The organism is Ruegeria sp. SCSIO 43209 (assembly GCF_019904295.1).
GTDB lineage: Bacteria > Pseudomonadota > Alphaproteobacteria > Rhodobacterales > Rhodobacteraceae > Ruegeria.
Genome location: NZ_CP065359.1, coordinates 1,873,215 through 1,893,611, shown reverse-complemented (window position 1 = coordinate 1,893,611; position 20,397 = coordinate 1,873,215). Strand labels below are relative to the sequence as shown.

Genomic DNA, 20,397 nt, shown 5'->3' with positions numbered 1-20,397 from the left:
CGCCGATCCGTGAAAAAGCGGATAAAAAGCGACCTGTCGGGGTCGCTGGGCGGCATGATACTTCTGCAACGACGTGCTGGCATGGCAGCAAGATGCGAACAGGAGGATACCGCGCATGAAAGTAGGGTTTATCGGGCTGGGGAATGTAGGGGGCAAGCTATCTGGATCGCTGCTACGAAACGGTATCGATCTGACGGTTCATGACCTGAACCCGGATCTGGTGACCGAATTCGTCGCCAAGGGTGCCAAAGCCGCCAAAAGCCCGGCGCAACTGATGCGCAATTGCGATGCTGTTATAACCTGTTTGCCTTCTCCTGCGGCCTCGGATGCGGTGATGCAGGAAATGTTGCCAGAGGTCGGCCCTGGCAAAATCTGGATGGAAATGTCGACCACCGATGAAGCCGAAGTCAAACGCCTTGGCGCAATGGTCATCGAACGAGGCGGGGCTGCAGTGGATTGCCCGGTTTCCGGCGGATGTCACCGGGCAGCGACGGGTAATATCTCGATCTTCGCAGGCTGTGATCGTGAGACTTTTGAACGTATCCTGCCATTCCTGACCACCATGGGGCGTCGCATTTTGCACACGGGCGATCTGGGCTCGGCCTCTGTTCTGAAGGTGTTGACCAATTATCTGGCTACCGCCAACCTGATCACCTGCGCCGAGGCATTGGTGACAGCCAAGGCCGCCGGTATGGACCTTGGAACCACCTATGAGGCGATCAAGATATCGTCAGGCACATCCTTCGTGCACGAGACCGAAAGTCAGGTCATCCTGAACGGCTCGCGCGATATTTCCTTCACCATGGACCTGGTGAAAAAAGATATCGGTCTGTTTCAGGAGGTCGCCGACCGTGCCGGAGTTCCTCTGGAGATAAACCCATTGATGATTAAGATTTTCGAAGATGGCATCGCGCGATATGGTGAGCGTGAACTGTCCCCGAACATCATCAGGCGGCTAGAGGACGCGACCGGACTGGAGATCCAGGCGCCAGGGTTCCCAACCGAGATGCTGGACGACGAGCCAGAAGAACCGGGTTATGAGGTGATCCCGCAGAATCGGTAGATCAAATAATCGGCAAGCGTTGCGGCTGTCTGGCGACCTGGTTGGACAAAATTCTGGGGCTATTCTAAACAGATCAACAGGAGTCCGACACCGGCACAGGCAAGAGAACAACTTATGACGAATGAGACCTTTCTCATCGTAACAACGATGAAAAACGAAGGGCCTTTCATGATCGATTGGGTGGCCTACAACCACGCAATCGGTTTTGATGACATTCTGATTTATACCAATGATTGCGCTGATGGTACTGATGCCATGGGCGAACGGCTGCAAGTGCTTGGCTGGGCTCACCACGAGCGAAACAGACTGGGTCCGCGCGCCGCGCCGCAGGTTCGTGCATTTTCGCTTGCGCGGAATCACCCAAGCTATCTGTCATCGGATTGGATTCTCAGTTTGGATGTGGACGAGTATATCAATATCCGTTTGCCCAATAGTGATATAAGAAGCCTCGTTGAGGCCAGCGGCGTGGCGGACGCGATCTCGATCTGCTGGCGCATGTTCGGAAATGCGGGTCAGAACGATTTCGTTGATCGACCTGTACCTGAGACTTTCTTTCTGGCCGCCACCGAAGACGGCTATCCGCATCATCGGACCAAAGGGTTCAAAACGCTGTTCCGCAACAACGGAAAATTCAGCCGTTTTCGCGCCCATCGTCCCAGGATCAATCCAGAAGATGCACCGAACCCTGACGCGCCATACGAAGGCGTGTTGTGGCGGGATTCGGGCGGGAACCTGTACCCAGCAGACCAAGTGAAATGGAAAGCATGGCGTGGTTTCAGCCATGAATTCGCGCGCATTCATCATTATGCTGTGCGCAGCACTGATAGCTTTTTGGTCAAGCGCGACCGTGGGCGCACCAATCATGTGGGGCAGGATCAAGGGCTCAAATACTGGCTCATGATGAACCACAATGATGTTGAGGATCGCTCAATTCTGGAACACATGCCGGCTATGCACGACATCAAATCTGAGATGATGGCAGATCCGCAATTGGCAGACCTCCATCACCAAGCATGTGAGTGGCACAGGTCGAAAGCCGAAGAATTGAGAGCCAGACCGGACTGGGTTGATCTGGTTGAAGCGTTGCAAAATTCCTCAACCGGAGAAGACGTCTATGGGTGAAGCTGTATCTGCTGAGGATCGCCGCAAGAAGCAAGCTGAGCAGCGCGAACGGAAGGATTCCCTGCGGCGCGAAATGCTCAAGACCATGCCGCATGGACGGTTGAGCGTTGAAATTGGCGTTTGGAAGGGCGAATTTTCGCGGATTCTGCTGGAAGAGCTGCAACCCTCTAAATTGTGCCTCATCGATCCCTGGCAAGTACAGCAAGACCCGGATGGCGGTGCTTCGCTTGCCGGAGCGCGCACGCAAAAGGATATGGATCGGATCTACGATGCAGTAACGGGTAAATACAGCACCGAGATCGCCAAGGGGCAAGTTTCGATCATTCGCGACTATTCGCAACCGGCGCTGCGTTTGTTTGAAGATCAAAGCATCGGGTTTGCCTATTTGGACGGCGACCATTCCTACGAGGGCGTAAAAACGGATCTGGATGCTTTGCTGCCCAAGATGATCGAAGGCGGCGTAATCATGCTTGACGATTATCACAGGCGAGGGTGGTGGAAAGATGACGTGATGCGTGCGTTCCACGAATTCCTCGGGGCACATTCTGCGGGGCTGCGGCTCAAGGCCATCATGGGGGCGCAGGTGGCCGTCGAGAAACTTTGAGCCGAGATCATTTTTCTGATTATAGATTCGTGCGAGGTAATCTGGGCTGGCTGATGTCTTCCAGCGTCAACAGTGTTAAGCAACAAGTTCAGCGATGACGGATAGGGTTGTTGTCTAAGTCCGATCATTTTTGAATAGCGGCACTTTCCCAGGCAGACAGGAACTTTCTGCGCTTCAGCGTATCGAGGAACGTCAACAGCGCAGGGTCCAGCGCTATCGCTGCGCTTTCGGTCGTGGAGTCCTGCGTGTCCAGAAGTGGCAGTGCTGCCATTGATTCCGGATTCAGCGTGGTCAGGTGCCGGACAAAGGTTTCCGCTTCCTCCGGCAAGCGGCTTTTGCCAGTTACCATGGCGGTTCGCATCATCGTCGTCTGAAAATCCGAAGGCAGAATGATCTGAAGGGCATCCTTTCCTTCTGTTCGTACCGCCGCATAACTGCCAAGCACGTTGTAGGCCACCGCGATCGTACCATCCGCCAGGTCGTTAATCATGTCGCCCGAACAACAATACAGCCGCACGTCCAGGCCGCCCAAAACCTCCATCAAGCGCCAATAGGTTTCCGAGGCGCGGGCGTCCTGCGTCGCGAACAAATAGCCCAATCCCGACTGGCGCACGTCATAAGTGCCGACTTTGCCCCGAAAATCATCCGGGCGGGCACGCAGCGCTTCGATCAGTTCCTGCCGCGTTTGCGGCATTGGTTGTCCTTCGAACGCGGTGCGGTTGACAACGATGGTTGCGGGTTCCGAAGTGAAGGCGAACAGGCTTTGATGCCATTGCGCCCAAGGGGGGTGCGGAAGATCGTTAAGCGCCAGCGCATATCCGTCATTCGCGAGCTTCAGTTGCAGGTCCATCGCGCTGGAAACGACAACGTCGAACGCTTCTGGCGTGGCTCGGACGCGTCGGTCGATATCGGCCGTGCCGGTCACCAGATATTCGACCGATATCGCTGGATTCTGGGCGACGAAATCCTCGATCAGCGGCGCAAACAGGGCGGTATCGGTGCTGGAAATGACCCGCAGTCGGGGGCCGTCGGCACTTTCGTTGAATATTTGTCGGTCTTCCCAATCCTGAGCCCCTGCGCCGCTGGCGAACAGGCACAGGATCAGAGTGACAAGATAACGCATGCGCCGCCCTCCGCTTTGTTTGAAAGTACCAGCGTGCCACCATGGGCGACCGCGACGTCCTGGGCAATGGTTAGCCCGAGGCCCGATCCGATGGTTCCTGCCGCGTTCTGACCACGTTCGAAACGTCTTGTGAGCGTTTCGATTTCATCTGGCGGAAAGCCTGGCCCCTGGTCACTGACCGTGATCCGGGCTGTGGGTGACCCTGCGACATCGATGACTACGGTACTGTCCGCTGGCGCATATTTAAGCGCATTGTCTACCATGTTCCGCACCGCATTTTGGATGAGGATGGGGTCGCCCGAATACATGACCTGCGGATCGCCGCTCAAAGCAAGCGAAAGGTCTTTCATTTCAGCGATGGGCGTCAAGCGCTGGACAAGCTCTCGGATCAGAGTCACCAGATCGATATCCTCGCGCTCCAGATGGTCAGCGCGGAATGTGATCATGGCGTGATCCAGTAGTTGCCCCGCGGCCCGAGAGCTTTCGTCGATAGCGCGCATCATTGATCGTAACGCCTCGCGGTTGTCTTCTCTCTCCACCCGTTGCAGCGTCGCCTCGGCATAAGACCTGACCGTTGCCAGCGGGGTGCGGACCCTATGGGCGGCCTCGGCGATAAAGTCCTCGGATTGGCTGAGAGACTGGTCCAGGCGTCCCATCAGCGAATTCAGCGATGACACCAAAGGCGCCATTTCACGCGGTACTGGTTTTTTGAATGGGCTGAGATCTTGCGGTCCCCGACGGGTGACGGATGTCGTTAATCTGTCGAGCTGGCCGATGGTGGCCGAACTCACCCAGAAGGACAATACAGCCGCAAGCACAAAGAACCCCAATCCCAAAAGGCCGGCATTGCGTGAGATTTGATCCAGCGTCTCCGACAGCGCATCTTGGGTCTGTCCCAAGGCCACTTCGATTTCTGTCTGATTTCCCAGCCCAACCAGAGTGCGGCTGGCACTGACCTGACGAACGTTTTCACCGCGCACTTCACCGAAGCGAAAGGTCCATTTTCCATCAGCGGGTCCTTGAGTTGGGGTCAGGTCTTCGTAGCCGGACAAGAACTCGCCATCCTGAAAAATCGCATAAAACACTCGGTCGTCCGACGGCGTGCTCAGCATGGAAAAGGCAGCATAGGGGATATCGACTTCAAGCTCGCCTCCACGCAGCGCCGCGGCGTCGAGGATCGAGGTGACTGAGGCACCCAGAATGTTGTCCTGACCTTGCTGGGCAACCTGAACTGCATAGTCGCGGACAGCAAAGAACAGCACGAGGGCCAGAATCGCGGCACCGCCGATTAGCGTTAGCGCAAGACGGTTTCGCAGTGATCCGGAAACATTTGGATTAATTGCCATGATCCAGCCTGTAGCCCAAACCGCGCAACGTTGTGATCCTGAGGTCCGATTTTTCCAGATGCTTACGCAGTCGTCCAACATACACCTCGATGGCATTGTCCGAAACATTGTCGTCGTAGGAGAACAACCGGTCCGCCAGCTTCTGCTTAGAAAACACCTGACCGGGGGCGTTGATCAGCAGTTCCAACAAGCGCAGTTCGCGGTTGCGAAGCGAGACGATGTCGTCGCCCACCGTCAAATGACCCGCAACCGGATCAAAGACGACGCCGCCAATTTCAATCGTCGTTTTGGTCTTGCCGGATTTGCGTCTCAGCACTGCGCGGCAGCGCGCCTCAAGTTCAGCATGGTCGAAGGGCTTGGTGACATAATCGTCCGCCCCAAGATCGAGTGAGCCGATTCGATCCGACACTTGACTGCGGGCGGTCAGAACGATGACAGGTGTGTCCAGATGGCTGGCGCGATGCCGTTTGAGGAAATCCCGCCCGTCCCCGTCGGGAAGCATGATGTCCAGCAGGATCAGGTCATACTCATCGATTTCAACAAAGGCCACAGCATCTTCTATTTTCTCTGCGTGATCAACCACATGCCCGTCCAGTCGCATGCGCGAACTTATGGCATTGGCGAGGTCCAGATTGTCTTCGACCAAGAGGAATTTCATCGGGATCCAATAGTAATTTCACCCATGACAGGTTGATGTCAGGTTGATGTGTTTAGGTTTCGAATAATCTGAGCCGCACTGCGGCCGGTTGTCAAACGGGAGGAATTCATGACGAAAATCAAACTGGGCCGTCGCGCCCTAATCGCGGCTGTGACCGCTATTGGTCTGGCTGGACCGACTTTCGCTGAAGAGGTCGTAGATAGCATCCACTTTCTGATCCCCGGTGGCGCAGGAGGCGGCTGGGACGGCACGGCCCGTGGCACCGGTGAGGCGCTGACGAATGCGGGTCTCGTGGGAACTGCATCCTACGAAAACATGTCGGGCGGCGGCGGTGGTAAAGCCATCGGATATCTGATCGAAAACGCCGACAGCAACCACGGCACGCTTATGGTCAACTCGACCCCGATCGTGATCCGCTCTCTGACCGGAGTGTTCCCGCACAATTTCCGCGACCTGACACTGGTCTCGGGCACGATCGGCGATTACGCCGCGATTGTTGTGGGCAAAGACAGCCCCATCAATTCAATGGCGGACCTGCTAGCCGCATATGACGCCGATCCAAGTACAACGGCCATCGGCGGCGGTTCTGTGCCGGGCGGGATGGACCATCTGGTCGCGGCCATGGTGATGGAAGCGGCAGGCAAGGACGCTTTGGGCGTGAAGTACATCCCCTATGATGCAGGTGGCAAAGCGATGGCCGCGCTTCTGTCCGGTGAGATTGCCGCGCTATCGACCGGTTTCTCGGAGGCTGTCGATCTGGCGAATGCAGGTGAGGTGAAGATCATTGGCGTCACCGCGGAAGAGCGCGTGGATGCAGCCCCTGATGCGCAGACCATGAAAGAGCAGGGCATCGACACAACTTTCGTGAACTGGCGTGGGTTCTTTGCTGCTCCCGGTCTGCCAGAGGACAAGCTGGTAGCTTATCAAGAAGCCATCGCCAAGATGTATGACACACCTGAATGGGAAGAGGTCCGCGCCCGTAACGGTTGGGTGAACATCCACAACTCGGGTGCTGATTTCCAATCGTTCCTGGAACAGCAGGAAAAGCAGATCGGCGATCTGATGAAAAAGTTGGGTTTCCTGTAAGGATACCTCGGGCAGAGCGGGCAACCGCTCTGCCTCAACCAACAATAAATCAAAGGAGGGGGAAACATGGCGCTGGATCGCTGGATCGCGCTCGTTTTGCTGGGCATTTGCCTGACATATGGCTACACCGCCTGGTTCACGATGGATGGCAGTCTGCCCCCCTTCATGCAGCGCAACCCCATTTGGCCGAGCACCTTTCCCAAGGTGCTGTCGATTTTGGGGATAATTGCCACAACGATTATTCTGCTGGGATTTGAAAAGGCTGAGCCCAAAGAGGCTGATATCGATTATCGGAGGCTGGGCGAATATCACCTGGGCCAGGCGCTGCTGTTGCTGGCTTTGATGGTTGCCTATGCGCTGTGCCTGCGTCCGGTTGGATTTCTGATCTCGACATCCGGGTTCCTGATCCTCGGTTCTTTCATTCTGGGCGAACGCAAATGGCACGTCATGCTGCCGGTTGCCGTAATCGCTACAGGTTCAGTCTGGTACCTCGTGCAAGAGGTTCTTGGCATCTACATGCGACCCTTGCCGGGCGTTTTCGGAGGCTGACATGCTTGAAGGATTGTTGATCGGCCTACAAACGGCATTCTCCATCCAAAACCTGTTGATGGTCATAGCGGGCTGTCTGATTGGTACATTCATCGGCATGCTGCCCGGTCTTGGGCCGATGTCGATTATCGCCATCATGATTCCGGTCGCCATTTCGATGGGCGATCCGTCCGCCGCATTGATCCTGCTTGCCGGTGTCTATTACGGCGCAATCTTTGGTGGCTCGACATCTTCCATTCTTCTGAACGCGCCGGGGGTCGCGGGAACCGTGGCCTCAAGCTTCGACGGCTATCCGATGGCTCGCCAGGGCAAAGCCGGGAAGGCGCTCACAGTTGCCGCTATCGCCAGTTTCGCCGGGGGTACGATAGGCGCGCTACTGCTGATGGTCTTTGCGCCTGCATTATCCTCGGTCGCACTGCTGTTCCACTCGGCTGAGTACTTTGCCTTGATGGTAGTGGGTCTATCCGCCATCGCCGCCTTTGCGGGAACCGGGCAGGTGGCCAAGGCAATTGTCATGACCATTCTCGGGCTGATCATGGCCACTGTCGGCGAGGGCGCGCTGTTCAACTTGCCGCGTTTCACGATGGGGATCATGGATCTGCAGTCCGGCTTTGGTTTCATCACGCTTGCAATGGCGATGTTTGCCCTGCCCGAAGCGCTGTTTCTGGTTCTCAAACCCAAGGACCTGCAAGGCGATGAAGGCGAAATCAAGGACCTGCGCATCACAGGATCCGAGGCGAAGGCCATCGCTCCGGTGGTTGGTCGCCAATCTGTCCAGGGTTTCTTTATCGGTGTGCTTCCGGGGGCAGGGGCAACGATTGCCAGTTTCCTTGGCTATGCGGTTGAACGCAATATTGCCCCGAAAGAAGAGCAGGAGGAGTTCGGCAAAGGCTCGATCAAAGGTCTGGCAGCACCCGAGACAGCTAACAATGCTGCCTGTACCGGTTCCTTTGTTCCGTTGCTGACGCTCGGCATTCCAGGTTCCGGAACTACGGCCATTTTGTTGGGCGCACTGATCGCGCTGAATGTGACACCGGGTCCGCGCCTGATGATCGACGAGCCACAGGTATTCTGGGCTGTCATCATGTCGATGTTCATTGGCAATCTGGTGCTGCTGATCCTGAATCTGCCGTTGATCCCCTATATCGCCAAGGTGCTTGCAGTACCGCGCAACTATCTGATCCCGTTCATTTTGTTCTTCACCCTCATGGGGGCCTATATCGGGCAGAACAATGCCACGGAACTGCTGATATTGGTCGGCTTCGGCGTCTGCGCCACAGCACTGAAATTTGCCGATTACCCTCTGGCACCGCTGCTGATCGGTTTCATCCTTGGCGGCATGATGGAGGATAACTTCGCCCGTTCCATGCAGCTGTATGACGGCATCGCCTTTATCTGGGAACGTCCGATGACGCTGGGCCTGTTGGTAATTGCCCTCCTTCTGGTGCTGTTGCCCAGTTACCGCGCACGTCGCGCCAAGGCGCGAGCGGCAGGCGTGGCCGATGGCGACTGAGCCACTTTCAGGCATTCGGGTTCTTGACCTGACTAATGTCCTGGCCGGGCCGTATTGTTGCTACCAACTGGCCCTGATGGGGGCCGAAGTGATCAAGGTCGAACGGCCCGGCAGCGGAGATCTGGCCCGTGTGCTGGGGGCGGATACTGATCGGAACAAGGCCGGCATGGGCATCAGCTTTCTGGCGCAGAATGCAGACAAGAAATCCGTGACTTTGGATATGAAGGCTGATCGGGGAAAGGCTCTGCTCAAGCGGCTGGTCAAGACTGCCGATGTGCTGGTCGAGAACTTCCGGCCCGGCGTGATGGACCGGCTTGGGCTGGGGTATCAGGTTCTGCGCGCCGAGAACCCCAGACTGATTTATTGTGCCATCAGCGGGTTTGGTCAGGATGGACCACGCCGGGATGACCCGGCCTATGACCAGATCGTGCAGGGGATCAGCGGTGTCATGTCAATCACAGGTGCGTCGGATACCGCGCCTTACCGGGTCGGCTATCCTCTGGCAGATACCGTCGGCGGGATGACGGCGGCCTTTGCCATAAGCGCGGCCTTGAATGCCAACCCGCGCGGGGCATTCCTTGATGTCGCAATGAACGAGGCGGTGGTTTCGACCATGGGGTGGGTGGTGTCCAACTATCTGGTCGGTGGCGTGACTCCTGCGCCGCATGGGAACGAAAACACAACCTCGGCCCCGTCCGGAACTTTTGCCACATCCGACAACCCTATTAATATCGCCGCCAATCGCGACGAACAATGGCATGCGCTCGCCCAACATCTGGGCCGCGCCGACCTTTTGACGCATCCGGACTACCTAACCCGCGAGGATCGCAAGACCAACCGGCATGAATTGCGTCAAGAGCTGGAACGCACGCTTTCTACCCGTCCATCCAGTGATTGGGTCCAAGAGTTGAATGCGTTGGGTGTACCGGCCGGGCCGGTTATGACGGTGCCGCAGGCTTTGTCCGACGATCAACTCTCAGGTCGCGGGCTGATTGGAACTCTGTCGGCGCACGGAGAGAGGTTACGCCTTGCGGGCAGCCCAGTGGTCATTGATGGCGCACGCCGCATGCCACGATCCGCGCCACCGGATCTTGGGGCCGACAACCTCTCGATTTGGGCCGAGCTTGGACTGTCGGACGCAGAGATCGAAACGTTGCGACATGAGAGGGTGATATGAGCGATGTTGCCGATTGGTGGCGCACCGCCATCATCGATATGGAGCCCGGGCGCATTGAACTGCGTGGCCAGCCGATTCAAGACCTGATCGGCAATCTGGGTTTCGCTGAAATGATCTGGTTTATGGTGCGGGGTGACAGACCGACACCTGCGCAGGCTCGATTGTTCGAGGCCGCTTTGGTCGCCGCCGTGGATCACGGCCCGCAAGCCCCTTCGATCGCGGCTGCGCGAATGGCGGTGACCTGCGGGCTGTCTCTTAACAACGCGATGGCGAGTGCTGTTAATATGCTGGGTGACATCCATGGTGGTGCCGGCGAGCAGGCGATGGAGCTTTATCACTTTGTAGACGCCCATGCCGAAGGCCCAGAACAGGCATTGGACGACTGGATCGCCGAGCGCGGGAAGATACTGCCGGGTTTCGGGCATCGGTTCCATACACCGACGGACCCGCGCGCACCCCGGCTGATGGCCCTGGTTGCTGATGCAGTCGAACAGGACGCCTGCGAGGGTCGGTTCATGAAAGTCGGGCAAGCCGTGGAAACCGACCTGATGCGCCGGAAAGGCAAGCCGGTGCCGATGAATATCGATGGTGTCACGGCAGTGATCTATGCAGAGCTAGGCTTTGCCCCTCCATTGGCACGGGGTTTGTTTTGCCTTTCGCGGTCGGTCGGTATTCTGGCCCATGCCTGGGAGCAGACCCAGCAAGGCGGACGTAACAAAGGTCCTACGCCGCCCCACTATCGCTGGACATATCTACGCAATGGAAGTTGAGTTATGCCGCCTGTCGTTCCTCATGGCTTCGGATTCCTTTTATCCAGATTCTGAAACACGGCGACATAGTTTGTCGCCAGCGCCTTCGCTTTGCAGCCAACACCGTCTAGAACTGCGTAGTACAGGAGCTGGATAATTTGGGAGAAATGACGAAACAGCTGGCGCAGGTGGGACTGGCGTAGCGTTTTGTCGTTTTCCAGGAAAATGCGCACGAGGCGGAAAACGTAATCGCCCTAAGTCAAGGATCTGGAGTGAATTGGAGGCGAGTACCGGAATCGAACCGGTGTACACGGATTTGCAATCCGCTGCGTCACCACTCCGCCAACTCGCCTTTTTAAGCAATATCAATAACTTGCCGTGGTGTGAGGGGCGTTCTATCAGCTTTCAGGATGAACGTCCATAGCCTTGAGGGCGATTATTTCTGTCTTGTTTGGAAATTTGACAATACCCCAATGGTACGTTTTTGCCGCGCCCGGAAATGCAATCTGGCCCGTTGCTGCAGGCAGGCGGATGTGGCAAAAGCCAGATAACAGTCTGATAAGGAATGAGCGATCACATGACAGATTTCGCAGCCCGGCGCCTTACGATGGTTGATACTCAGGTCAGGCCCTCGGATGTGACCAAGTTCCCTATCATTGATGCGATGCTGAGCGTTGCGCGCGAAAACTTCGTGCCGGATGCGCAACGTGAGGCAGCCTATGTTGGTGATCTGGTCGAGTTGGGTGATGGACGTTGTCTGCTTGAGCCCAGGACGCTGGCTAAGATGTTGGACGCAGTCAACATTTCCAATGATGAAGTGGTGCTGGATATCGCTCCGGGGCTGGGTTACTCAACCGCAATTGCCGCACGAATGGCAGAGTTGGTTGTGGCCGTGGAATCCGACCCGGCATTGGCGGCTGAAGCTCAGACGCTTCTGATGGAAGCTGACGTAGACAACGCTATTGTTCATGAAGGACCGCTTGAACAAGGCGCGGTTGAGCATGGACCCTACGATGTGATCATGATTCAGGGTGGGGTCGAGCAGCTTTCAGACACTTTGCTGGATCAACTCAAGGATGGGGGCCGGATCATTTGCCTGTTCATGGAGGGTGATCTTGGCACGGTTCGTATGGGGCTCAAGTCCTCAGGCCGTGTCTCGTGGCGATTTGCATTCAATGCTAGCGCACCGATTTTGCCCGCATTTTGCGCTGAGTGTGCATTTTCGCTATAGTTGGCAATAGAAGTATTTTGATGCCTTGATTACTTGAAAACACCGGCGCAAACTGCGCTGGTGGTTGCGTAATTTCGATTTGAGAGGACTTAGTTATGCGCGGGACGACGACAGGAAAGCTGGTCAAAGGCCTGACTTTGGCTGCTGGTGTTGCATTAAGTGTGATGCCCGAAAGGTCGGTTTGGGCAGATAATCTGACCGATGCATTCATCGGCGCGTATAACACCAGCGGCCTGCTTGAGCAGAACCGTGCCTTGTTACGCGCAGCGGATGAAGATGTCGCCATTGCGCTCTCAGCGCTGCGTCCGATCATCAACTGGACCGTGCGGGTGAGCCGGGATTACACGCGCACCAATACGAGCAGCTTGATCACGACGCGCGAACCCTCGAGCTTTTTTTCCGGTCTCACGCTGAGCCAGTTGATCTATGACGGTGGCGCTTCCATCCTTGGCAAGCAATCGGCGCAGGAAACTGTGCTATCCACCCGTCAGTCTCTTATTGATATTGAACAACAAATCCTGATCAGAGCCGCGAACGCCTATCTGGGTGTTCTGCTGCAGGAAGAGACGGTTGCGATCCGCCAGAACAACGTGGAAGTGTCGGCGGAAGAACTGCGCGCATCGCAGGATCGCTTTGAAGTAGGTGAGGTTACACGTACAGACGTTGCCCTGTCCGAGGCACAATTGGCCAGCTCTCAGGCTGATTTGGCGGTCGCACGTGGTAACCTGAGCATTGCTCAGGCTGAATACGTAAACGCCGTTGGCAAGACACCTGGGCGGACGGCTGGCCAGCCAAGGCTGCCCAACCTGCCGCGTTCAGAGGCGGATGCGGTGAATTTGGCTCAGCGTAACCACCCTGCGATTCTTTCCGCACAGCATCAGGTGCGTGCGCTGGACCTGATCGTGCAGCAGCAGCGTGCAAATCTGGGTCCGAATGTCAGCTTGAATGCGGATGCGGGCATTACCGAGAGCTACGACAATGACGATTACATCAACGATGCGACGATCTCACTGAACTTCAATCAGCCGATCTATTCCGGTGGCGGTCTGGCGGCAGCGGTGCGTCGTGCGATGGCAACTCGTGATGCGTCGCGTGCCAACCTTCTGAACGTTCAGAAAGACATCACACAAGGTGTTGCCGATCGCTATGCTGCGTTTCAGGCGGCAACTGCAAGCCTGCGGGCGTCAACAGAACGGGTTCGTGCTTCGCAGGTGGCGTTTGACGGTATTCGTGAAGAAGCAACGTTGGGTGCACGGACGACCTTGGACGTCCTGAATGCCCAGCAGGATTTGCTGGACGCGCAATTGGCCGAGGTAGCATCCCGGACCGAGCGGTCGCGGGCCGCATATGAACTGCTGCAAGCCCAGGGGCTGTTGACGGCAGAGCGTTTGGGCCTTGCAGTGCAGATCTATGATCCGACCCTGTATTACAACCTCGTGAAAAAGGCGCCGTCGCAGGTCAGTAAGCAAAGCCGCGATCTGGATCGAGTGCTCAAGGCATTGCGCCGCGACTAAAGGGCATCGCTACCTGTTGTGGCGCTGGCTCAGATTGGCTACAATCGGGCCTAGGTTAGAGCGGTAGAAAATAATGTCAGATCGTGTTGTAAGCGCCAATATTCAGGACGTTCTTTCGTCGGTTAAGCGAATGGTCGACGAGGACGCGCATGACGAATCAGAATTCATCTTTGTTCCGACGGCCCCGGCTGCCAAGCCGGGCCGATTGGTTTTAACGGATGCGCTGCGCGTCAGCAATGAACCGCTGATCGCCAAGAAGGCCGCGCCCTTGAAACTGATGCCCCAGCATAGCGCGGGTGACAGTACCCCAAAGCAGGCCGCAAATGCGCCAAGCAACCCTGCCGAACCGATGCGGCTGCAACCCAGCGATATTGTGCGCGCTGGTGATGTCGACGCCAAGGCAGACGCACCAAAGCGCGACCTAGCGGGAAGCCTCAGCGCCAAGATTGAAGCTTTGGAAGCTGCTATCGCGCGCACCGAGGATCAGTGGGAGCCCGATGGCGAGAGCGATGACGACTACTCTGGCACCAAGACGCAGGCTGTTGAATGGCCGGCAGACAGAGCTTTTGCGCAGTCTCAGGCGGCTGAACCAAAATCCGAAGCCACATTTATTCGCGACCCGGAGGTGGTGGAAGATATGGCACAGAAGCCGACCGATGTGACAATCGGAGAAGAGGAATTGCGCGAACTCGTCGCCCAGATCGTCCGGGAAGAGCTGCAGGGCGCGCTGGGCGAACGGATCACGAAAAACCTGCGCAAGATGGTTCGGCGTGAGATCACGCGGGCGATCGCCGCAGCGGATATTGACTGAGGCTTAACTGGTGCGTGGCGTCTGCGCCATCGCGAGAAGCAGATCCAGATCCATATGCTGTTCCAGATGGTCGGCAAGGTCGTCCAGCACTTGTTCGACGCCGTCTTCGTAAGCTGTTTCCGATGTCACGCCCAGCTCTGCCAGATAGCTGGCGCGAAACGTGTCCGAGGTGAAAATCCCATGCAGATAGCTGCCGCGTATGCGCCCATTGGCGCTGGCGGCACCTTCCGGGCGACCTTCGATCTGCAGCCAGGCCCGAGCGCAATCCGGGCCATCAGTACGGCCCATGTGGATCTCATATCCGCTGACGGGTTCATGACCGGGCAGGGCGGTTGCTGAGCGCAGGATAACCTGCTTTTCTCCGGCCATTGTCGTGCTGACATCCAGCAATCCCAACCCTTCGACCTGACCGGGGCGTCCATCGACGCCATCGGGGTCCGAGATGGTTTTGCCCAGCATCTGATAACCCCCGCACAGGCCCAGAACATGACCCCCGCGGCGGACATGGGCATAAAGGTCGATATCCCAGCCCTGCGCGCGGAAATAGGCCAGATCGCCGATTGTAGACTTGCTGCCCGGCAACAGCACCAGATCGGCATCTCCGGGCAGGGGGCGGCCTGCTGGGATGATCTCGACCGTAACGCCCGGTTCGGCGGAAAGCGGGTCGAGATCATCGAAATTGGCCATCCGCTCAAGCTGAGGCACAGCGATCTTACATGCCCCTCCGGTATGAGAGCGGATGTCCATCATATCTTCTGCCGGCAGCTTCCATGCATCATGGAACCAGGGCACCACGCCCATACAGTGCCAGCCGGTCCGGGATGCGATATCGTCGCGCCCTTCATCGAACAGGGAGACATCGCCCTTGAAGCGGTTAATCGCAAAGCCCCGGATCATCGCAAGGTCCCCGGCCTCCAAGACGGCTTGCGTCCCCACGATCTGAGCGATCACGCCACCCCGATGAATGTCGCCCACCAGAACCACCGGAACCTGTGCGGCACAGGCAAATCCCATATTGGCGATGTCACCCTTGCGCAGATTAGTTTCTGCCGGACTACCCGCGCCTTCGATCAACACCAGATCAGCGTCGCAGCAAAGCCTTTCAAAGCTTTCCAGAGCTGCCCCCAGCAGCTTGGACTTGTCCTTGCGATAATCGCCCGCTTTCATCGTGCCTGCGCGCTGGCCCTGAAGAATGATCTGCGCGCCGGTATCGGTTTCGGGTTTGAGCAGGATTGGGTTCATATCCGTATGCGTCGGTCGTTTGGCCGCCCGCGCCTGCAGGGCTTGCGCGCGCCCGATTTCGCCGCCGTTTTCCGTAACAGCGGCATTGTTCGACATGTTCTGCGGCTTGAACGGAGCCACGCGCAACCCGCGTCGCGTATAGGCACGGGCCAACCCGGCCACCAAAACCGATTTGCCGACATTGCTGCCGGTGCCTTGAATCATGATGGACCGCGCCATGGCCTGTCTCCTATGCTCGGGCGCAGATGACCTGATTTAAGGCCAAAGGAAAAGCCCCATATGAATACGCCTGCGCATCTTTTGATCGGTGCTGCTGTTTTTGCCCGCCCGGCCCGGGGCGCGACGCTATGGGCAGCTCTGTTTGGTTCCTTGTTGCCGGATTTGTCGCTATACTTGATGGCCGGCGTTTCGCTGCACATCCTGAACATCCCGGCACAGGTGGTGTTTGATCAGCTTTACTTTTCACCCGCGTGGCAAACCGTATTCGCCATCGATAACTCGTTCATTTTGTGGGGAGTGGCACTTGCACTCGGGCTGTGGCGCGGCTGGCACCTGCTGACCATTGGCGCATCCGCAGGGATACTTCATTTGGTGATGGATTTCCTATTGCACGCAGGCGATGGCCGACCGCAGTTCTGGCCGATCAGTTCATGGGTCTTTCACAGTCCGATCAGCTATTGGGACAGCACACATCATGCAGCTTGGATCGCGCCGATCTCAGTGACGATTTGCATTGCCGCCTATGTGGTGCTTTGGCAGCGCGGCCTGTCGGTTTCGGCAAAACTGTTCTTTGCGCTGTTACTGACGGCAGAGCTTTGGGTGGCGTGGCAATGGATCATGTATTTTTGATCTGACCAATCAGCCCAAAGAAAAACGCGCCCCGATGTCAGGGCGCGTTTTTTCAATCGGATGCGGGGAACAATCAGGCAGCTTCGGCCTGCTGAGCCGCATTCCGGCGTTCGCTTTCTTCGCGGGACAGGGCGACGGACGTCCGTACGCCGCGACCAACAAATTCCATCAGCCCGCCTACAACCCGCTCATTGGGGTCGATGCCGGCGCACGATAGTACTTCGCGCCCATCGCGCGAACGTGCCCAACGGGCAATTTGTTCCGGTCCGTTGCCATACTTCTTGTCGTCGGCGATGGCATCATCCAGAGCAGCCAGTACAACGGCTGCGAAAAGTTTGCGTGCACGATTGCCTTGTTCGTTGTTAAAGGCAGTGCCGTCAACGAAATCTCTCATCTCGTCTTTCCTGTTTTTCTTGCTCTTGCAATTTTCGGCGTGACGGTCCTTATGACCTATTACATGCGATTCGGATACACCTAAAATGCATAGTTGCGTTGCGTCATTTGCATGGCTCGCTGCAGGTGCAGCACTAGGTTTCGTTGTCTTGTCAGGTGTGGTCACGCCAGATATAGGGACGAGAACTGACGCATCAACCGTTTGTGAAGGATTTAAGTCATGCCCAAGATAAATGGGAACGAAATTCGCCCCGGCAATGTGCTTGAGCATAATGACGGACTGTGGGCGGCGGTCAAAGTGGATCACGTAAAGCCCGGCAAAGGCGGAGCTTTTGCCCAGGTCGAGCTGCGCAACCTGCGCAATGGCTCAAAGCTGAACGAACGCTTCCGTTCGGCCGACAAAGTCGAACGCGTGCGCCTTGAGCAGAAGGATCAGCAGTTCCTGTACGAATCCGATGGCATGCTGGTGTTCATGGATTCCGAGACCTACGAGCAGATCGAACTACCTTCGGAACTGCTGGGTGAGCGCCGCCCGTTTCTGCAGGACGGCATGACTATCGTTGTGGAGTTTTACGAAAGCGAGGCGCTGAACGCCACGCTGCCCCAAAAAGTGACCTGCAAGATCGTCGAGACCGAGCCGGTTGTGAAGGGTCAGACTGCGGCGAACTCGTTTAAGCCAGCGGTTCTGGACAATGGCGTCAAGGTCATGGTGCCGCCTTTTATCGGGCAGGATGAGATGATCGTAGTGAATACCGAGACCATGGAGTATTCCGAACGCGCGTAAGCGGACGATAGTTCGGTGCAAAAGGGTCGCTCTGCGGCCCTTTTTTAGGTCCGAATGCGATAGCGCTCGGGATGATCTCCAAACAGCTCCAGCATCAGTTCGTACTTGATGCGATTGGCGCTGACCTGTCGGTAGAATGCGATCAAGAAAGCGGTCGGGCCTTGAATGCGTCCGAGACCGCTTATCGCGGCCACGACGGTGCCGACATCGGTTTTACCCTGCAACACCAGCCAGCCGCCCAGCATCAGAATCCCAACAGTCCCTGCGCCATTGATGATACTCAGCAGGAACTTGGCCGAGAGTTTCCAGATGAACATCTTGCGGCGGGTCTCGAATATCTCGTCGAACTGTTTCTCAATCGCTCGCGATGCCGCCTCGATATCCTCGTGCGTCAAGCGGTCGGTCGCGCTGCGCAGGATTCGAACACGCTCGGCCACGAAGATGTTCACTTTTCGCTGAGAGGCCAGAACGATAATGATCTGCGGAACGATCATGGAAAGTGCGATCAAGCCCAGCCCCGGTTGGGTGGAAGAGATGTAGCCGATTACGCTGATCAATGTGCCGATTTGCACCACAGGATCGGAAAACGCACCGCCTGCGAACTTGCCCAGCTCTTCCGCCTCAGCAGATACGGCCGTTGTCATCGTGCCCGAACGAAGGTCTTGCCCCTCTTCGCTGAGATCGATTGATCGGGCAAGCAACCGTCCCCGGATCAGTCGGATGATGTCCTCGCCCAGCGTTCCAGAGCGATACCCGAGCACCCATTTCAACGTAAGGCTCAACAGGATGACGCCCATCATCCCGGCGCCCAGCAACAGCAGGCGATCCACTTCGATGCTATCAGATGTCAGGTGATTGACGATGTCGCGCTGGAACTCAAGCGGAGCAGCCGCCAGCGCAGCCACCGCCAATGACAGCAGAATAAGGATGATTTGCCGTCCGGCGCTGACACGCCATATCGCGGTATAGAGGCGAAACATGCACGTATCCCGTTAGGCCAATTGCAGTCAGTGATACCGCGCGGCCCGGCCGCGTCAAATACGCAAACAGTTTCAAAAGAATGGGCGTGCCGGTTCAGCAACAAAATCAACCTGGCAGTTTTAGCGTCGCGCCACCTGCCTGCATCTCGTCCCCCGCGCGATCCAGCCGAAGGTATGCGATCGCCTTTCCGCCAGACTGTGTAAACAACACCCCGGCGGGTTTACCACTGGAGTGAATCTCGGTCCCGACCGGAGCGGTGCCCGCGATCTCGACAACGCGCAGACCTTTGCGCAACTCAGTCTTGTGCTTCATGCGCGCGGTGACCTCTTGTCCGACATAGCAGCCCTTCTTGAAGTCCAAGCCATTCAGCGCCTCGAACCCGGACTCAAGAATATAGCTGTCTGGCGTCAGTTCGATGCTGGTTTCGGGGATACAGTGACGGACGCGGATAGCATCCCAGTCCGTACCGTCATCACCTTCCGGAGCGGTAGAATAAGCGCGCCATCCCAGATCAGGATGCCGCGGGTCGGGTAGGGCGCCTTCGGGCGCGGGGCCGGTGCCGCGTTGTACGTTCAGGTCGGTCTGGTCGATGGTCACATCTGCACGCAGCTTGTACATCGTCAGTCGTTTGGCAAGCCCGTCGGCCAGCACTTCGGTCACATCCAGCAGCACCGACTCACCGTCTCGTTTGAGAAAGAAGTCAGCCAGGTACTTGCCCTGCGGGGTCAGAAGGGCGGCGTAGACCAGCCCGTCGTCCAGCCGCTGCACGTCATTTGTGATCAGCCCCTGCAGAAAGCTATCAGTATCGTTGCCGGTCAGGCGCAGAATGCGGCGATTGGACATGGGTTGATCCTCGTCAATTCGTCTGGCTTCGTGATATAGGAAATCGCGCTGCCATGACCAGAGGGTTTCAGACGTGTCCGCCCCGATCAGCATTGTGATTCCGACCCTTAACGCGGGGCATTCCCTGCTGGGAACGCTGCAGGCTTTGATGGAAGGGCTTCATTCAGGCCTGATCCGAGAGTTAATCGTGACCGATGGCGGCTCAGAGGATCCAACACTTGAGATGGCGGATGAAGCCGGAGCCATGATCGTAACAGGCCCGGCGTCAAGGGGAGGGCAGTTGCAAAGGGGGTGTGCCAAAGCATCTGGCGACTGGCTGCTAATCCTGCATGCCGACACCGAGTTGCAGTCAGGCTGGAGCGCCATCGTGGCAGAGCATCTGCGTTCGCACAGACCAGCAGCCTTCCGATTGCGGTTTCGCGTCAGTGGGATTGGTGCCCGCTGGGTTGCCGGTTGGGCCAACCTGCGTAGCAGAGTGTTTGGTTTGCCCTACGGCGATCAGGGGCTGTTGGTACGCCGCAGGGATTATGACTCTGTCGGAGGATTCCCAGATCAGCCACTGATGGAGGATGTCGCCTTGATCCGCGCTTTGCCGCGCCCGGTGCTGTTGAAAGCAGACGCGGTTACGAGTGCGGAACGCTATATCCGTCAGGGTTGGTTTCGGCGGGGCGCGCGGAACCTTTGGACTCTGGCGCGGTACTTTCTGGGGGCTGATCCGCATCTGCTGGCGCAGTCGTATCGGCGTTGAAGGCTGTGCGT

General features: G+C 57.1%; 21 protein-coding genes and 1 tRNA gene. 14 read left to right on the top strand and 8 right to left on the bottom strand.

What is annotated here, in order from left to right; translation table 11 throughout:
* Positions 1–76 precede the first annotated feature (76 nt).
* The 3 genes from I5192_RS09530 (at position 77) to I5192_RS09520 (ending at position 2,789) form a co-directional block, all read left to right on the top strand.
* The gene (locus tag I5192_RS09530) at positions 77–1,063 is read left to right on the top strand and encodes an NAD(P)-dependent oxidoreductase (RefSeq protein ID WP_370644452.1); all 987 of its coding nucleotides are present in this window, start codon (positions 77–79) and stop codon (positions 1,061–1,063) included.
* 114 nt (positions 1,064–1,177) lie between these two features.
* Positions 1,178–2,185, top strand: coding sequence for a glycosyltransferase family 2 protein (locus tag I5192_RS09525; protein WP_255611700.1), 1,008 nt, complete (start codon positions 1,178–1,180; stop codon positions 2,183–2,185).
* Complete coding sequence (locus I5192_RS09520; RefSeq protein WP_170662099.1) at positions 2,178–2,789, top strand: class I SAM-dependent methyltransferase; 612 nt, start codon at positions 2,178–2,180, stop codon at positions 2,787–2,789. The genes I5192_RS09525 and I5192_RS09520 overlap by 8 nt, the downstream gene beginning before the upstream one ends.
* A gap of 124 nt (positions 2,790–2,913) precedes the next feature.
* On the opposite strand, the gene I5192_RS09515 is transcribed toward I5192_RS09520, so the two are convergent.
* From I5192_RS09515 to I5192_RS09505, 3 genes are read right to left on the bottom strand one after another with little or no spacing between them, the layout of a single operon-like run.
* The gene (locus I5192_RS09515; protein WP_170401224.1) at positions 2,914–3,912 is read right to left on the bottom strand and encodes an ABC transporter substrate-binding protein; all 999 of its coding nucleotides are present in this window, start codon (positions 3,910–3,912) and stop codon (positions 2,914–2,916) included.
* A complete protein-coding gene (locus tag I5192_RS09510) occupies positions 3,891–5,258 on the bottom strand; it encodes a sensor histidine kinase (protein WP_170563588.1) in 1,368 nt (455 codons plus the stop codon). The genes I5192_RS09515 and I5192_RS09510 overlap by 22 nt, the downstream gene beginning before the upstream one ends.
* Entirely contained in the window at positions 5,248–5,916 is a 669-nt protein-coding gene (locus tag I5192_RS09505; protein WP_170420955.1) for a response regulator transcription factor, read from the bottom strand. Before I5192_RS09505 ends, I5192_RS09510 begins: the two co-directional genes overlap by 11 nt.
* A 108-nt stretch (positions 5,917–6,024) precedes the next feature.
* Between I5192_RS09505 and I5192_RS09500 the strand changes: the two genes are divergently transcribed.
* The 5 genes from I5192_RS09500 to I5192_RS09480 all read left to right on the top strand — a co-directional run bounded on the left by I5192_RS09500 (position 6,025) and on the right by I5192_RS09480 (position 11,011).
* Positions 6,025–7,002 carry a tripartite tricarboxylate transporter substrate binding protein gene (locus tag I5192_RS09500; protein WP_170563585.1) on the top strand — a complete coding sequence of 326 codons (978 nt, stop codon included), beginning with the start codon at positions 6,025–6,027 and terminating at the stop codon, positions 7,000–7,002.
* Between the two features lie 66 nt (positions 7,003–7,068).
* Positions 7,069–7,551, top strand: coding sequence for a tripartite tricarboxylate transporter TctB family protein (locus I5192_RS09495; protein WP_170401217.1), 483 nt, complete (start codon positions 7,069–7,071; stop codon positions 7,549–7,551).
* Between the two features lies 1 nt (position 7,552).
* Positions 7,553–9,064, top strand: coding sequence for a tripartite tricarboxylate transporter permease (locus I5192_RS09490; RefSeq protein ID WP_170391820.1), 1,512 nt, complete (start codon positions 7,553–7,555; stop codon positions 9,062–9,064).
* Entirely contained in the window at positions 9,054–10,241 is a 1,188-nt protein-coding gene (locus tag I5192_RS09485; protein ID WP_223116735.1) for a CaiB/BaiF CoA-transferase family protein, read from the top strand. Before I5192_RS09490 ends, I5192_RS09485 begins: the two co-directional genes overlap by 11 nt.
* Positions 10,238–11,011 (top strand): citryl-CoA lyase, encoded by a 774-nt coding sequence (locus tag I5192_RS09480; protein WP_170401213.1) that lies wholly within the window; start codon positions 10,238–10,240, stop codon positions 11,009–11,011. The genes I5192_RS09485 and I5192_RS09480 overlap by 4 nt, the downstream gene beginning before the upstream one ends.
* Before the next feature lie 257 nt (positions 11,012–11,268).
* Here the strand turns inward: I5192_RS09480 and I5192_RS09475 are convergent.
* A tRNA-Cys gene (locus I5192_RS09475) sits at positions 11,269–11,342 on the bottom strand.
* A gap of 225 nt (positions 11,343–11,567) precedes the next feature.
* Here I5192_RS09475 and I5192_RS09470 point away from each other — a divergent pair.
* From I5192_RS09470 to I5192_RS09460, 3 genes are all read left to right on the top strand, one after another.
* Positions 11,568–12,221, top strand: coding sequence for a protein-L-isoaspartate O-methyltransferase (locus I5192_RS09470; RefSeq protein WP_170401191.1), 654 nt, complete (start codon positions 11,568–11,570; stop codon positions 12,219–12,221).
* Between the two features lie 95 nt (positions 12,222–12,316).
* Positions 12,317–13,735, top strand: coding sequence for a TolC family outer membrane protein (locus I5192_RS09465; RefSeq protein WP_223116734.1), 1,419 nt, complete (start codon positions 12,317–12,319; stop codon positions 13,733–13,735).
* Between the two features lie 73 nt (positions 13,736–13,808).
* Positions 13,809–14,546 carry a hypothetical protein gene (locus I5192_RS09460; protein ID WP_170401189.1) on the top strand — a complete coding sequence of 246 codons (738 nt, stop codon included), beginning with the start codon at positions 13,809–13,811 and terminating at the stop codon, positions 14,544–14,546.
* Positions 14,547–14,549: 3 nt separating this feature from the next.
* Here the strand turns inward: I5192_RS09460 and I5192_RS09455 are convergent, their stop codons facing one another.
* Positions 14,550–16,007, bottom strand: coding sequence for a cobyric acid synthase (locus I5192_RS09455; protein ID WP_223116733.1), 1,458 nt, complete (start codon positions 16,005–16,007; stop codon positions 14,550–14,552).
* A 60-nt stretch (positions 16,008–16,067) separates the two neighbouring features.
* On the opposite strand from I5192_RS09455, the gene I5192_RS09450 reads away from it, so the two are divergent.
* Positions 16,068–16,637: a cobalamin biosynthesis protein CobQ gene (locus tag I5192_RS09450; protein WP_170512151.1), complete on the top strand. Its 570-nt coding sequence runs from the start codon at positions 16,068–16,070 to the stop codon at positions 16,635–16,637.
* Between the two features lie 73 nt (positions 16,638–16,710).
* Here the strand turns inward: I5192_RS09450 and I5192_RS09445 are convergent, their stop codons facing one another.
* The gene (locus I5192_RS09445) at positions 16,711–17,031 is read right to left on the bottom strand and encodes a DUF6280 family protein (protein ID WP_008757056.1); all 321 of its coding nucleotides are present in this window, start codon (positions 17,029–17,031) and stop codon (positions 16,711–16,713) included.
* 219 nt (positions 17,032–17,250) lie between these two features.
* Here I5192_RS09445 and efp point away from each other — a divergent pair, with 219 nt between their 5' ends.
* The gene (gene efp / locus I5192_RS09440) at positions 17,251–17,814 is read left to right on the top strand and encodes an elongation factor P (protein WP_170391801.1); all 564 of its coding nucleotides are present in this window, start codon (positions 17,251–17,253) and stop codon (positions 17,812–17,814) included.
* Between the two features lie 44 nt (positions 17,815–17,858).
* Here the strand turns inward: efp and I5192_RS09435 are convergent, their stop codons facing one another.
* Positions 17,859–18,794: an ABC transporter transmembrane domain-containing protein gene (locus I5192_RS09435; protein WP_170594898.1), complete on the bottom strand. Its 936-nt coding sequence runs from the start codon at positions 18,792–18,794 to the stop codon at positions 17,859–17,861.
* A gap of 106 nt (positions 18,795–18,900) precedes the next feature.
* Positions 18,901–19,638 (bottom strand): folate-binding protein YgfZ, encoded by a 738-nt coding sequence (locus I5192_RS09430; RefSeq protein ID WP_223116732.1) that lies wholly within the window; start codon positions 19,636–19,638, stop codon positions 18,901–18,903.
* A gap of 73 nt (positions 19,639–19,711) precedes the next feature.
* Between I5192_RS09430 and I5192_RS09425 the strand changes: the two genes are divergently transcribed.
* On the top strand, positions 19,712–20,386 hold the full coding sequence (locus I5192_RS09425) for a TIGR04283 family arsenosugar biosynthesis glycosyltransferase (RefSeq protein WP_223116731.1): 675 nt from the start codon (positions 19,712–19,714) through the stop codon (positions 20,384–20,386).
* Positions 20,387–20,397: the final 11 nt, after the last annotated feature.